Origin of the sequence: Achromobacter sp. Marseille-Q4954 (genome assembly GCF_943737025.1) — a bacterium.
Lineage (GTDB): Bacteria > Pseudomonadota > Gammaproteobacteria > Burkholderiales > Burkholderiaceae_B > Achromobacter > Achromobacter bronchisepticus_A.
In genome coordinates this window covers 430,478-444,597 of record NZ_CALSFQ010000003.1, presented here as the reverse complement: position 1 = coordinate 444,597, position 14,120 = coordinate 430,478, and the positions used below count along the sequence as shown (strand labels likewise).

The window sequence follows — 14,120 nt, the reverse complement described above, 5'->3', positions numbered from 1 at the left end:
CGCTAGCGCCCCTTGCGCGCAACGCGTCCCGCTTACTTCAGGTAACGGCGTTCCAGCTCCCGCATATGGGCGTCGCCCTGCAGCGCGATGATCTCCTTGACCGCCGGCAGCGCCGCGTCCACCTGGTGGATGCCGCCATCGCGGCGGATGCGGGCGAACACATCCCGCATCGCCCCCACCGCGGCGCGGATGGCGTGGTTGCCATAGATGACCAGGCCCACCTTGCCCAGCGCCTGGATATCGGCTTCGCGCAATTGGGGATAGGCGGTAGGCACCAGCACCAGCGGCGCGCGCCCTTGCCATGCGGCCACGAACGACAGGATCTCGTCGGGCGTGTTCTGCTTGGAATGGATCAGGATGGCATCCGCGCCGGCGGCCTCATACGCGCGGGCGCGGGCCAGCGCCTCCTGCTCGCCAGCGCCCGCGATCAGGGCCTCGGTCCGGGCGATCAGGCAGAAATCCGCATCGCGGCGGGCGCCACGGGCGGCTTCGATCTTGCCCTGGAATTCCTCGACCCGCACCAGTTCCTGCCTGCCGGCCGCGCGCAGGCTGGTGTCCTTGGGAAAGGTCTTGTCCTCCATCACCACCGCCGACACACCCGCGGCTTCATACTGCGGCACCATGTACGCGACATTGATCGCGTTGCCGAATCCGGTGTCGATGTCGGCGATGACGGGCACGTCCACCGCGGCGGCGATCGCCCGCATCATGTCCAGATGCTGCGAGGGCGAGAGTATGTTGGCGTCGGGCACGGCATAGCTGGCCGACAGCTCGAAGCCGCTGCCCCAGATGGCATCGAACCCGGCTTCCGCCGCCAGCCTGGCGGACAGCGGGTTGTGCGCCGACATGGCGTGCATCAGGCTGGGATCCTGCAATTTCTGGCGGAAACGGGCGTTTCTGTTCATGGCGGGCAGGTAGGCGAAAACCCGGCGCGCCGCGCGCCGGCTGCGGCCATCGTAGCGCCAATTCCCGCGTTGCCCGAAACTTCAGCCGGCCTCGCCGCCGCGTCGCGCCTTCATGGCCTGCCCGATGCCTGCCAGCGCATCGTCCGGGATCAGCCGCGCCGCCATCGGCAGCAGTTCGCTTTCTTCACGCTGGATATGCGCGGCGTAGGCATCGGTGAAGTCCTGCACCTGCCCCGGGGGCAGATCGGCCTGGCGGCCCGCCGCGATCTCGGCGAGCACCCGGCGCAAGGGCTCCCAACGCTGTGCCAGCTGCCGGTGCTCGGCCACCAGACCGTCCACCAGCGCGTGCAGACAGACGGCGTCGGAGCCGGCCATGGACTCGATCAGGGCCGGGAAGAGGTCCTCTTCCTCGTCCTCGTGGTGGTGCGCGGCCGCGGTATCGAAGTAGCGCATGACGCTGGCCGCCGCGGTTTGCGCCGCGGCGTCGCTGCCATGCACCGGCAGGTGCGCGGCAAGGCGTCCCAAGGTCGCGCACTGGCGGGAAATGCGGCCGTGGCAGGCCGACAGCAATGCCAAGGGATCATCCGCGCCCGGCGCCGGGGCCGGACCTCCAGGAAAGCTCACCGCCATCGCACACCTCCGTTATCCGGCGTGGCCACGCCACCACAAGCGGATGGAATCCCACGCGCGTCCCGCGAATCCGGCCTCGGCCACCGGTTCCAGCGCCACCACCGGAAACTGCATGGCGGGCTTGCCGTCCACCAGCACACGCACCGCGCCGACTGCGGACTGGGCCGCGATCGGCGCAATCAGCGGATCCTGCGGCGTCCAGACCGGTTCGACCTTGGCGCCCGCGGGTACCGTCACGTACGCATCGCGCGCGAATCCGGCCTTCAGGCTGTCCTGCTCGCCCTTCCAGACCTCGGGCGTGGCGACCGCCTGGCCGCGCGCGTACAGCTTGATGGTATTGAACCCCTGAAAGCCCCACTCCAGCAACTCGCGGCTTTCCTGCGTGCGCAGCTTGTCCGACGCCGTGCCCACCACCACCGTGATGAGGCGGCGCTGGTCAGCGCCGTTGGGCCGCTGCGCGGTGGCGACAATGCAAAAGCCGGCCGATTCAGTGTGCCCGGTCTTCAGGCCGTCCACGCTGGGATCCAGCCACAGCAAGCGGTTGCGGTTCGGCTGCGTGATCTTGTTGTACGTGAAATGCTTGGCCGAATCGTAGGTCTTGTAGAGCTGGGGAAAGTCGCGGATGTAGCGCGTGGCCAGCACGGACAGGTCGCTGGCGGTGGAGTAGGTCCCGGGATCCGGCAGGCCGTGCGGGCTGGCGAAATGCGTGGCGTGCAGGCCGAGCCTGGCGGCGGTTTCGTTCATGCGCGCCACGAAGGCCTCGACGCTGCCCGACACGGCCTCGGCCAGCGCGATGGCCGCGTCGTTGCCCGATTGGATCATCAGGCCGCGCAACAGATCGTCCACCGACACTTTCGAGCCCGGCTCCAGGAACATCTTCGAGCTGCCCGCCGGCACCTTCCAGGCGCGGGTCGACACCGTGACCATTTGCGCCGCGGACAGCTCTTTCTTGCTGAGCGCCTCGAACACCACGTAGGCCGTCATGATCTTGGTCAGGGACGCGGGCTCGATGCGGGTCGTCGCCGCATGCGACGCGATCACCTGTCCGCTGGTCTCGTCCAGCAAGAGCCAGGCCTTGGCCGACAAGGCCGGCGCGGGCACCGTTTGCGCCACGGCGCCCGACATGCACGCGGCCGCGACGATCAGGCTCGCCGCCAACTTCTTCATCAACATATAACTGCTTCGCTTCCATGCTTGGTTTTTCCCGCGCGGGTCTCGCGCAGGGCACGCAATTGGAACACGCTCGACGCAGTTGGTTCAGTGCCGCAGGCATTTGAAAAGATGCGCGATGAATGTCACGACATCTTGCTGGAGCCCTTCTACAAAGCACTTTCTGTGTCGAAAACAACAAACAAGGGCCAAAAACCCGCTAGAAAACCGCATTAATCGCCACTCTTCCGCTATCATCGGCCGCGTAGCGTCAAACGCCGATACCCGGCACGCGCTGCTCCATGACCTCAACATACGGATTTTGACCATGGCCACGAAAGCAAAAGCTCCTGCCAAGAAAGTCACCAAGCCCGCCGCCAAGGCGCCCGCAAAGAAGGCAACTGCTGCCAAACCCGCTGTGAAGCCCGCTGCAAAGCCGGCCGTCAAGAAGGTCGTCGCCGCCAAGAAGGTCGCTGCTGCCCCCAAGGCCATCAAGGCTGCTCTGAACAAGACCCAGCTCATCGCCTACATCGTTGAGCAATCCGGCGTTGAAGCCAAGTCGGTCAAGGCCGTCCTGGCCAGCCTGGAAACCTCGGTGCTGGGTTCCGTGGACAAGAAGGGCGCCGGCGAATTCACGCTGCCCGGCCTGTTCAAGGTTGCCGTGCAGAAGGTTCCCGCCAAGGCCAAGCGCTTCGGCAAGGATCCGTTCACCGGTGAAGAGCGCTGGTTCCCCGCCAAGCCGGCTTCGGTCAAGGTGAAGGTTCGCCCGCTCAAGAAGCTGAAGGACGCCGCGCAGTAATTCGCGCGTAGTTCCGGTCAAGCCGGAAGGGCCCGCCTCGCAAGAGGCGGGCCCTTCTTTTTTAGGCTGCGGCCGGCGCGCGCGGCGCATGGGCCTGCCCTCTCAATTTATCTTCATGTTAAGATACTTCACGTAAAAATAAATCCCCAAGCCCATGAATGACCTCGTCGATCTGGTGATCTCGCAATGGACCGCCGAATGTCCCGCCCAGGACTTCGCCGCCATGTCCGTCGTCACCCGCGTATTCCGCCTGAACGCGCTGGCGGCACGCAACGTGAACCGCAGCTTCCGCAACTATGACCTGCACCAGGGCGAATTCGACGTGCTGGCCACGCTGTACCGCAGCGGCTCGCCCTACGCGCTGAATCCGCAGAAGCTGGTGGAGGCCCTGCTGCTGACCTCCGGCGCGATGACCAACCGGCTCGACCGCCTGGAGCAGGCCGGCCTGCTCACGCGCAGCCCCAATCCGGAAGACCGGCGCGGCGTCATCGTGTCGCTCACGGCCGAGGGCTTGCGCACCATCAAGCTGGTGCTGAAGGACTATCTGAAGGACCTCAACGAACTGCTTGAACCGCTGTCCGCAGCCGAGCGCAAGCAACTGGCCGGCCTCCTCAGGAAGCTGCTGATCAAGCAGGACCAGGAAACGCCTGGCGGCATCGGCGCCTGAGCCGGGCCTTCTTCCGCAGCCATCATCCCCGATCCAGATCCATGACTTCCGCTACCCAGTCCTCCCAGACGCCAGCCCTGACCGCGCCCATCCTCCTGCTGATGTCGGTCGCCACCGGCCTCGCCGTCGCCAGCAACTATTACGCGCAGCCGCTGCTGCATACGATCAGCGAGCAATTCTCGCTGTCCAGCGCCACGGCGGGCAGCATCGTCACCACCGCGCAGCTGAGCTATGCGGTGGGCCTGATGCTGCTCGTGCCCCTGGGCGACATGTTCGAGCGGCGCAGCCTGATCGTGCTGATGAACCTGCTGTCCTCGGGCGGACTGCTGATTTCCGCCTTCGCCCCGAATATCGGCGTGCTGATCCTGGGCACGGCGCTGACGGGCATGCTGTCCGTGGTGGCCCAGATCCTGGTGCCTTTCGCCGCGACGCTGGCCGCGCCGCACGAGCGGGGCAAGGCCGTGGGCACCGTCATGAGCGGACTGCTGCTGGGCATCCTGCTGGCCCGCACCGTCGCCGGCGCGCTCGCCGACGTGGGCAGTTGGCGCACCGTGTACTGGGTGGCCGCCATCCTGATGCTGATCATGTCCGCGGCCCTGTGGCGCCTGCTGCCGCGCCACCAGAGTCCAGCCGGGCTGAGCTATCCGCGCCTGCTGGGCTCCATCCTGCGCATGTTCGTCGAGGAACCGCTGTTCCGCGCCCGTTCGCTGCTGGGCGGCCTGCTGTTCGCGGCCTTCAGCATGCTGTGGACTCCGCTGACCTTCCTGCTGGCCAGCCCGCCCTATCAATACAGCAACACCACCATCGGCCTGTTCGGCCTGGCGGGCGCCGCCGGCGCCTACGCCGCCAATCGCTTCGGCCGCCTGGCCGACCGCGGCCTGGGCAACCTGGCCACCCGCGTCGGACTGCTGTTGCTGCTGGGTTCCTGGGGACTGATCGCATTCGGCCAGGTGTCGGTGCTGGCCTTGCTGGCCGGCATCCTGGTGCAGGACTTGGCGATCCAGGGCGTGCACGTCACCAACAGCAGCGCCCTCTACCGGCTGCGCCCCGAGGCGCGCAGCCGGCTGACCGCCGGCTATATGACCAGCTACTTCATCGGCGGCGCATCCGGTTCGCTGGTATCGTCCTGGCTGTACGCCCATTTTGGCTGGCCCGGCGTGGTCACGGCGGGCGCCGTTCTCGGGGTGATTACGCTGGCTTATGGCGCCCTTGCGCCCAGCGCGCGCATCCCCGAAACGGCTCCGTCCCCTGCCCGCGCCTAGCACCTCCTATAATCAGGGGTTTTGGCCGCCTCCGCGCCCGCGCGGCGAGGCGGCTCACCCTTTTTTGCCATCGTGCACGAGCCCATGCAGGAACGTTACCTCCCCAATACCGTCGAAGCAGCCGCCCACCAAGACTGGCAGGCCCGCGACGTCTACCTGGTCCACGAACACGCCAAGAACGCCGACGGCTCCGAAAAGCCGAAGTTCTACGCCTGCTCCATGCTGCCCTACCCCAGCGGCAAGCTGCACATGGGCCACGTGCGCAACTACACCATCAACGACATGATGGCCCGCCAGCTGCGCATGCGCGGCTATAACGTTCTGATGCCCATGGGCTGGGACGCCTTCGGCATGCCGGCGGAAAACGCCGCCATCAAGTCCAAGGTGCCGCCGGCGAAGTGGACGTACGACAACATCGCCTACATGAAGAAGCAGATGAAGGCGATGGGCTTGGCGATCGACTGGTCGCGCGAAATGTGCGCCTGCGATCCCCAGTATTACAAGTGGAACCAGTGGCTGTTCCTCAAGATGCTGGAAAAGGGCGTCGCCTACCGCAAGACCCAGGTCGTCAACTGGGACCCGGTGGACCAGACCGTGCTGGCCAACGAACAGGTCATCGACGGCCGCGGCTGGCGCTCGGGCGCGCTGGTCGAAAAGCGCGAGATCCCCGGCTACTACCTGCGCATCACCGATTACGCCGACGAACTGCTGGGCGCCGTCCAGAACGACCTGCCCGGCTGGCCCGAGCGCGTGCGCCTGATGCAGGAAAACTGGATCGGCAAGTCCGAGGGGCTGCGCTTCGCCTTCCCGCACCAGATCGCCGGCCAGGACGGCCAGTTGATCCAGGACGGCAAGCTGTACGTCTTCACCACCCGCGCCGACACCATCATGGGCGTGACCTTCTGCGCCGTGGCGCCGGAACACCCCCTGGCCACGCAGGCCGCCCTCTCCAATCCGCAGCTGGCCGCGTTCATCGAGCAATGCAAGCTGGGCGGCACGACCGAGGCCGAAATGGCCACGCGCGAAAAGGAAGGCATGCCCACGGGCCTGTACGTCACGCATCCGGTCACGGGCGCCGAAGTCCAGGTCTGGGTCGGCAACTACGTGCTCATGACCTACGGCGATGGCGCCGTGATGGGCGTGCCGGCGCATGACGAGCGCGACTTCGCCTTCGCCAAGAAATATGACCTGCCCATCGTGCAGGTCGTGGACGTGGCTGGCAAGGAATACTCCACCAACGCCTGGCAGGAGTGGTACGGCGACAAGCAGGCCGGCCGCACCATCAATTCCGGCAAGTACGACGGCCTCTCCCACAAGGAAGCGGTCGACGCCATCGCCGTCGACCTGGGCGCGCAAGGGCTGGGCGAAAAGCAGACCACCTGGCGCCTGCGCGACTGGGGCATCTCGCGCCAACGCTATTGGGGCACCCCCATCCCCATCATCCACTGCGCGGATTGCGGCCCGGTCCCGGTGCCGGAAAAAGACCTGCCGGTGGTCCTGCCCGACGACCTCATCCCGGACGGCAGCGGCAACCCGCTGGCCAAGAACGAGGCTTTCCTGTCCTGCTCCTGCCCCAAATGCGGCAAGCCGGCGCGCCGTGAAACGGACACGATGGACACCTTCGTGGACTCGTCCTGGTATTTCATGCGCTATACCTCGCCGGGCAACGAGCAGGCCATGGTCGACGCGCGCAATGACTACTGGATGCCGATGGACCAGTACATCGGCGGCATCGAGCACGCGGTGCTTCACCTGCTGTACGCCCGTTTCTGGACCAAGGTCATGCGCGACATGGGCTTGCTCAACTTCGACGAGCCCTTCACCAAGCTGCTGTGCCAGGGCATGGTGCTGAACCATATCTACTCGCGCAAGACGCCGCAGGGCGGCATCGAGTACTTCTGGCCGGAAGACGTCGAAAACGTCTACGACGACCGCGGCGCCATCGTCGGCGCCAAGCTGAAGTCGGACGGCTCCGCCATCACCTACGGCGGCGTGGGCACGATGTCCAAGTCCAAGAACAACGGCGTCGATCCGCAATCGCTGATCGACACGCTGGGCGCGGACACGGCTCGCCTGTTCGTCATGTTCGCCAGCCCCCCGGAACAGACCCTCGAATGGTCGGACTCCGGCGTCGAAGGCTCCAACCGCTTCCTGCGCCGTCTCTGGTCCATCAGTTACGGCCAGCGCGAGGCCATCGCGCGCGGCCTGGCCCATGGCGCCGATTGGGCGCAGGCGCCGGCTCCGGTCAAGGATCTGCGCCGCGAAGTCTACGGCCTGCTCAAGCAAGCCGACTACGACTACCAGCGCATCCAGTACAACACCGTCGTGTCGGCGTGCATGAAGATGCTCAACGCCATCGACGACGCCAAGCTGCCTGAAGGCGCGGCCGCGGACGCCGCCTACGCCGAAACGCTGGGCGTGCTGCTGCGCGTGCTGTATCCCGTGGTGCCGCACATCACCTGGCACCTGTGGCGCGACCTGGGCTACGCCCACGAGCTGGGCGACCTGCTCGACGCGCCCTGGCCGCACGTGGACGAGGCGGCGCTGGTCGCCGACGAGATCGAGCTGATGCTCCAGGTCAACGGCAAGCTGCGCGGCTCCATCCGCGTGGCCGCCAAGGCCGCCAAGGAAGACATCGAAAAGCTCGCGGCATCCCAGGAAGAGGTCGCCCGCTTCCTGGAAGGCCGTCCGCCCAAGCGCGTCATCGTGGTTCCGGGCAAACTGGTCAACGTCGTAGGCTGATGAGGTCAAGCATGCACTTCGCCGGGCAACAAACGCATTCCCCCCGCCAGTCCTGGCTGCTGCGCGGCGCCTGCCTGGCGCTGTTCATGCTGCTCTCCGCTTGCGGCTTCGCCTTGCGGGGCGTCACGCCGATGCCATTCGACACCTTGTATGTCGGCATTCCCGACACCACGCAGTTCGGCGCCGACGTGCGCCGTGCGCTGCGCGCGGCCTCGCCGGACACCAAGATCGTGTCCACGCCCAAGGAGGCGCAGGCCATCCTGCAGCAAGTGGCCGACACCCGCACTCTGCGGGAGGTGTCGCTGAACGCCCAGGGCCGCGTCGAGGAATACGAACTCGGCATCAACTACACGTTCCGCCTCATCGACGCCAAGGGCCGCGCCCTGATCCCGGACACCACGCTGTCGATCTACCGCGAAATGCCCTATGACGACCAGGTCGTGCAGGCCAAGCAAGGCCAGATCGAAACGCTGTACCGGGCCATGCAGCGCGACCTCGTATCCCGCCTGCTGCGCCGCATGACCGCGCCGGAAGTGCGCCACGCATTCGAAAATGCCGAAGAGCGCGCGGAAGACGGCGAGACCCCGCTGTACGACCCGACCACGCCGGATCAAAAGCGCACGCCCACGCCGTGGCAGACGCCGTCCACCACCGACCCGGCCATCCTGCGTTAAATGGCACAGCCCCTGGACGCGGATCGCCTGGCCGAGCACCTGCAGCGGCCAGGCAACCGCCTGGCGCCGCTCTATACGGTTTCGGGCGACGAACCCCTGCTCGTGACCGAGGCCGTGGACGCCCTGCGCGCGGCGGCCCGCAACGCGGGCTACACCGACCGCCTGTCCATGGTGATGGACGCGCGCAGCGACTGGAGTTCGGTCACCGCCGCCACGCAAAGCGTGTCGCTGTTCGGCGACCGCCGCATCCTTGAAATCAAGATCCCGACGGGCAAGCCCGGCAAATCCGGCGCCGACACCCTGGCCAAGCTGGCCGAACAGGCCGAGAAGCAGGCGGATCCCGACACGCTCGTGCTGATCGCCCTGCCCCGCCTGGACAAGGCCACCCGCGAAAGCCGCTGGGTGCAAGCCCTGAGCCGCGGCGGCATGATGGTCGATATCGCCAACATCGAACGCGGCCGCCTGCCCGCCTGGGTCGGCATGCGGCTGGCGCGCCAGAACCAGCGCGCCGACGGCGCCACCCTGCAATGGATGGCCGACAAGGTGGAAGGCAATCTGCTGGCCGCGCACCAGGAAATCCAGAAGCTGGGCCTGCTCTACCCCGAAGGCCAACTGGCCGCGGAGGACGTGGAGCGCGCGGTGCTGAACGTCGCGCGCTACGACGTCTTCGGCTTGCGCGACGCCATGCTCGCCGGCGACACCGGCCGCACCATTCGCATGATCGACGGCCTGCGCGCCGAAGGCGAAGCCCTGCCGCTGGTGCTGTGGGCGGTCGGCGAGGAAATCCGCCTGCTGGCCCGCATCGCCGAAGCGCGCGCCCTGCGCCAGGACGTCAACGGCCTGATGCGCCGTCTGCGCATTTTCGGCGCGCACGAACGGCTGGCGCTGCAGGCGCTGAACCGGGTACAGCCGAACGTGTGGCCGGCCGCCGTGCAGCATGCCCATGAGGTCGACCGCCTGATCAAGGGCCTGTCGGTGCCGGGACGCCTGTCCGATCCCTGGGAAGAAATGACGCGGCTCGCGCTGCGCGTCGCCGCCGCGGGCGGACGACCGTGAAGGCGGCATAGCCGCCGCCTTCGCCTCTCCCTCCGGCCCCGCGGCTGGAGTTCGCCCGGCCTAGCGGCCGGATATACACTGAATCTCCAGGCGGCGTCCGCGCCGCCCCATTCTCATGATCGACGCTGCCATGTCCACGTCCTCCATCGAACAAGCCATGCTCACCCTGGGCGAAAACGCCCGCCGCGCCTCGCGCGCCATGATGCGCGCCACCGGCGCCGCCAAGAACCAGGCCCTGCTGGCCATGGCCGACGCCCTGGCCGCCAGCCACGACGAACTCAAGGCCGCCAACGAGAAAGACCTGGCCGCAGCCCGCAGCAACGGCCTGGAGCCGGCGCTGCTGGACCGCCTGACGCTGTCGGACAAGACGCTGGCGCACATGGCCGAGGGCCTGCGCCAGATCGCCGCCCTGCCTGATCCCATCGGCAGCATCACCGCCACCAGCGTGCGCCCCAACGGCATGCGCGTGGCGCAGATGCGCGTGCCGCTGGGCGTGATCGGCATCATCTACGAATCGCGTCCCAACGTGACCATCGACGCGGCCGCGCTGTGCCTGAAATCCGGCAACGCCGCCATCCTGCGCGGCGGCAGCGAAGCCCTGCATTCCAACATCGCGCTGGGGCGCATCGTGCAGACCGGCCTGGCCGCCGCGGGCCTGCCGCAAGACGCGGTGCAGGTCGTCGCCACGGCCGACCGGGCCGCCGTCGGCAAGCTCATCACCATGACCGAGCACATCGACGTCATCGTGCCGCGCGGCGGCAAGGGCCTGATCGCCCGCCTGTCGCAGGAGGCCCGCGTGCCGCTCATCAAGCACCTGGACGGCAACTGCCACGTCTATATCGACGCGGCGGCCGATCCGGACAAGGCGCACGCCATCGCCTTCAATGCCAAGACCTATCGCTACGGCATCTGCGGCGCCATGGAGACGCTGCTGGTCGACGCGGTCGCCGCCGTTTCCATCCTGCCCAGCCTGGCCGCGGCCCTCACCGAACATGGCGTCGAATTGCGCGGCTGCCCGCGCACGCTGGCCCTGCTGCCGCACGCCAAGCCGGCCACGGAAGAAGACTGGGCCACGGAATACCTGGGTCCCATCCTGGCGGTGCGCATCGTCGACACGCTGGACGACGCCATCGAACACATCGCGCGCTGGGGCTCCGGCCATACCGACGCGATCGTCACCGAGGACCTGTCCGCCGCGCAGCGCTTCCAGCGCGAGGTCGACTCCAGCTCGGTATACGTCAACCTGCCGACCTGCTTTGCGGACGGCTTCGAATACGGCCTGGGCGCCGAGATCGGCATCTCCACGAACCGCCTGCACGCGCGCGGCCCGGTCGGCCTGGAAGGCCTGACCACGCTGAAATGGGTGCTCAGCGGCGAAGGCCAGGTGCGCGGCTGACCCCAAGGCGCCGCGCTGCGCGCAGACTGACGCGGCCCTGAACACGGGGCCGCGGCAAGCCTTCTACAATACGGTCAGCGATTTTCCGCAGGCTTTCTTTTCATCCGAACGCGGCGCGCCGCGTCTTCCTGAGATCCCCATGTACTCACCCGCGATGGCCATGGCCTTCAGCCTCTTCCTGCTGTGCTTCATCACGTGCACGCTCAGCGGCATCGTGCTGTTCATCAAGAGCAAGCAGATCAACGCCGCGCTGAAGCACCCGTATCTGCAGCACCGCCCGTTCAATCAGTATCCGCTGGCGATCCAGGCGTCCATCATGCTGGATTATTTCTTCCGCCTGATGTTTCCCGGCACGCGCTTCTGGCTGATCGGCAACGCCAACGACCTGCTTACCCACGTCGATCCGAAGAAGACGCCGCTGTCGCTGAAATGGCCGATCGTCGGCTTCTGGGGTTCGTGCTGGCTCGGCCTGATCGCCATGATCGTCCTTTGGATCATGCTGTTCCTGGGAGCTTGAACCCATGCAGATCAGAATCGAAGACTATCCCGGCAGCCTCGAGGCGGCCCGCTATCTGGTCGCCGCGCGCGAATCCGGCGTCGCCGGCCCGCGCTTGCCCGCCGACTGCCGCCCCCAATCGCTGAACCAGGCCTTCGCCGTGCAGCAACGCACCGCGCAGCTGCTGCTTGAGAAGCATCGGGACGACATCGGCGCCTGGAAGAGCGCGTTGCCCACGCCCGAGAAAAGCGTGGTCGCGCCGATCTACGCCTCGACCGTCGCCTACGCCGACGCCGGCCCTGTTGCGGCCCAGACCGAGACCGTGCGCATCGAACCCGAGATCGCGTTCGAAATTGCGCGGGATCTGCCCGCCCGCCCCGAGCCCTACACCGAAGCGGATGTGGACGCGGCCATCGGCGGCGCGCGCCTGGCCCTGGAAGTGCTGGGCTGCCGCTATGCAGCCCCGGAACATGCCAGCCTGCCCGAGCTCCTGGCCGACCATATGTTCAATCAGGGCCTGGTGCTGGGTCCGCGCATCGCATCGCCGCACGATGCGCCCGGCGCCTTGAGCATCACGCTGTCCGTGGACGGAGTCGAAACCGAGCAGCACGCGGGCATCCACCCGAACGATCACCCCAAGGCCGGGCTCTACTGGCTGGCCAATTTCCTGCGTGAACAGGGCCTGGGACTGCGCGCCGGCCAGCACGTCATCACCGGCTCCTACGCCGGCTTCCTGGACGTGCCCGCCAACCGCGACCTGGAACTCGCCTACGGCGACCTCGGCGTCCTGCGCCTGCGGTTCAGCAAGCCCTAGCCCGGCCGTACGCCGAGCTTGCGTCCCATGCCCGCCTTGTCCGCTCTCGCGGACTAGCGGGCCGCTGGCTGCGCGATATCGATGGGCGCTGCGCCCGCCTCGATGATTGCCCCCACATCCAGACGCAGGTCCTCGCGGTAGCGTCCCGCCAGCACCTGCACGCCGACCGGGCTCGCGCCCGCCTCGCTCATCGCGCTCCCCATCGCCACCGACAGGCCCGGCAAACCCATGAACGGCACGCCGATCTGCGTCATCTGCGCGCGCCAGACGCGCGCATACGCGGCATCGCCTTGCAGGTCGAGCTTGTCCGGGAACGGCAGCTCGGCCGACACGGGCAGCAACAATACGGGATACTCGGCGAAGAACTGTTCCCACAGGCGGGTCAGCGTGGCGCGCCGCGTCAGCGTGGCCGAAAAACTGGCAAGGTCGGCCCCGGCCGCCTTGTCGCGCTGGCCGGCAAGCGCCACCAGCGCGCCGCGATCCCCTTCTTTCTCGGCGGCGGCCACCATGGCGTTGTAACCATCGGCCAGCCACATGCGGATCTGCAGGTCCGCCGCCTCCTGCATCGGCGGTACCGCATCCAGCGTGTCCACCGTCCAGCCTGCCTCGCTGAGCCGGCGCGCGGCTTCCTGCAAGGCCTTGACCACGGCGGGCTGGGTGTCCATGCCGTCCGGATTCAGGCACAGCGCGGCCCGTCGCGGCGCCTCGGCTCCCACCAGGGGAGCAGGCACCCACCAAGGATCGCGCGCATCCCGCGCCGCCAGCGCGGCCAGGCCCAGCCTCAGGTCGGCGATGCTGCGCCCCAGGGGCCCGGACACCGCGGTCAACTGGCCGCCGATCGAGCGTTCCGGCAGCGCGGCGTTGTAGGCCGCCACGCGTCCCAGGGACGGCCGCAGGCCGTGCACGCCGCAGGCATAGGCCGGATAGCGGATGGAGCCGGCGATATCCGTGCCATGCGCCAGATGCCCGATGCCGGCCGCCACCGCGGCTGCCGCGCCTCCCGACGAGCCGCCGGGCGTCAGCGCAGGATTGCGCGGGTTCAAGGTATCGCCATGCAGCGCATTGCCGGTGAACCAGCGCAAGGAAAACGCGGGCGTGTTGGTGCGGCCCAGGATCACGGCCCCCGCGCGCAGCAGATTGTCCACGACAGGGCTGTTCTGCGCCGCGATCAAATCCTTCTGCAGCTTCACGCCATTGGTCGTGGCGTAACCCGCCTGGTCCACGTTGATCTTCACCGTGACAGGCACGCCAGCCAACGGCCCCGGGTCTTCGCCACGCGCAAGCATCGCATCCACTTGCGCCGCTTGGGCCAGCACATCGTCCGGGCGGTGGTCCACCACGGCATTGATCGCGGGATTGACGGCATCCAACCGGCCCAGCGCGCTTTGCGCGGCCTCGCGGGCGGACACCTCGCGCTTGCGGATGCGGGCGGCAAGCTCAACTGCGGACAAACGCCAAAGATCGGACACGCGCGACTCCTGAATCATGGTTGCTTTGAAAGATCAGGCAAACATTAGCGCCTGCCGCGCC

General features: G+C 67.4%; 13 protein-coding genes. 9 read left to right on the top strand and 4 right to left on the bottom strand.

Going from position 1 to position 14,120, the window contains the following annotated elements; genetic code table 11:
• Positions 1-32 precede the first annotated feature (32 nt).
• From NGK62_RS27530 to NGK62_RS27520, 3 genes are all read right to left on the bottom strand, one after another.
• Positions 33-905 (bottom strand): phosphonopyruvate hydrolase, encoded by an 873-nt coding sequence (locus NGK62_RS27530; RefSeq protein ID WP_251881266.1) that lies wholly within the window; start codon positions 903-905, stop codon positions 33-35.
• A gap of 81 nt (positions 906-986) precedes the next feature.
• Complete coding sequence (locus NGK62_RS27525; protein WP_118934666.1) at positions 987-1,535, bottom strand: hemerythrin domain-containing protein; 549 nt, start codon at positions 1,533-1,535, stop codon at positions 987-989.
• Between the two features lie 12 nt (positions 1,536-1,547).
• A complete protein-coding gene (locus tag NGK62_RS27520; protein ID WP_118934668.1) occupies positions 1,548-2,708 on the bottom strand; it encodes a D-alanyl-D-alanine carboxypeptidase family protein in 1,161 nt (386 codons plus the stop codon).
• A 304-nt stretch (positions 2,709-3,012) separates the two neighbouring features.
• On the opposite strand from NGK62_RS27520, the gene NGK62_RS27515 reads away from it, so the two are divergent.
• The 9 genes from NGK62_RS27515 to NGK62_RS27475 all read left to right on the top strand — a co-directional run bounded on the left by NGK62_RS27515 (position 3,013) and on the right by NGK62_RS27475 (position 12,590).
• A complete protein-coding gene (locus NGK62_RS27515; RefSeq protein ID WP_054451206.1) occupies positions 3,013-3,483 on the top strand; it encodes an HU family DNA-binding protein in 471 nt (156 codons plus the stop codon).
• 154 nt (positions 3,484-3,637) lie between these two features.
• On the top strand, positions 3,638-4,150 hold the full coding sequence (locus NGK62_RS27510; protein WP_054451205.1) for a MarR family winged helix-turn-helix transcriptional regulator: 513 nt from the start codon (positions 3,638-3,640) through the stop codon (positions 4,148-4,150).
• Between the two features lie 41 nt (positions 4,151-4,191).
• Entirely contained in the window at positions 4,192-5,412 is a 1,221-nt protein-coding gene (locus NGK62_RS27505) for an MFS transporter (RefSeq protein ID WP_059371748.1), read from the top strand.
• An 84-nt stretch (positions 5,413-5,496) separates the two neighbouring features.
• Positions 5,497-8,154 carry a leucine--tRNA ligase gene (gene leuS / locus NGK62_RS27500; protein WP_251881264.1) on the top strand — a complete coding sequence of 886 codons (2,658 nt, stop codon included), beginning with the start codon at positions 5,497-5,499 and terminating at the stop codon, positions 8,152-8,154.
• 11 nt (positions 8,155-8,165) lie between these two features.
• Positions 8,166-8,828, top strand: a complete 663-nt coding sequence (locus tag NGK62_RS27495; RefSeq protein WP_059371746.1) for an LPS-assembly lipoprotein LptE — start codon at positions 8,166-8,168, stop codon at positions 8,826-8,828.
• Positions 8,829-9,884: a DNA polymerase III subunit delta gene (gene holA, locus NGK62_RS27490; protein ID WP_251881263.1), complete on the top strand. Its 1,056-nt coding sequence runs from the start codon at positions 8,829-8,831 to the stop codon at positions 9,882-9,884.
• 115 nt (positions 9,885-9,999) lie between these two features.
• Positions 10,000-11,280: a glutamate-5-semialdehyde dehydrogenase gene (locus NGK62_RS27485; RefSeq protein ID WP_059371744.1), complete on the top strand. Its 1,281-nt coding sequence runs from the start codon at positions 10,000-10,002 to the stop codon at positions 11,278-11,280.
• Positions 11,281-11,419: 139 nt separating this feature from the next.
• Entirely contained in the window at positions 11,420-11,797 is a 378-nt protein-coding gene (locus tag NGK62_RS27480; RefSeq protein WP_251881262.1) for a hypothetical protein, read from the top strand.
• 4 nt (positions 11,798-11,801) lie between these two features.
• Positions 11,802-12,590: a 2-keto-4-pentenoate hydratase gene (locus NGK62_RS27475; protein WP_251881261.1), complete on the top strand. Its 789-nt coding sequence runs from the start codon at positions 11,802-11,804 to the stop codon at positions 12,588-12,590.
• A gap of 53 nt (positions 12,591-12,643) precedes the next feature.
• Here the strand turns inward: NGK62_RS27475 and NGK62_RS27470 are convergent, their stop codons facing one another.
• Complete coding sequence (locus NGK62_RS27470) at positions 12,644-14,059, bottom strand: amidase family protein (RefSeq protein ID WP_251881255.1); 1,416 nt, start codon at positions 14,057-14,059, stop codon at positions 12,644-12,646.
• Positions 14,060-14,120: the final 61 nt, after the last annotated feature.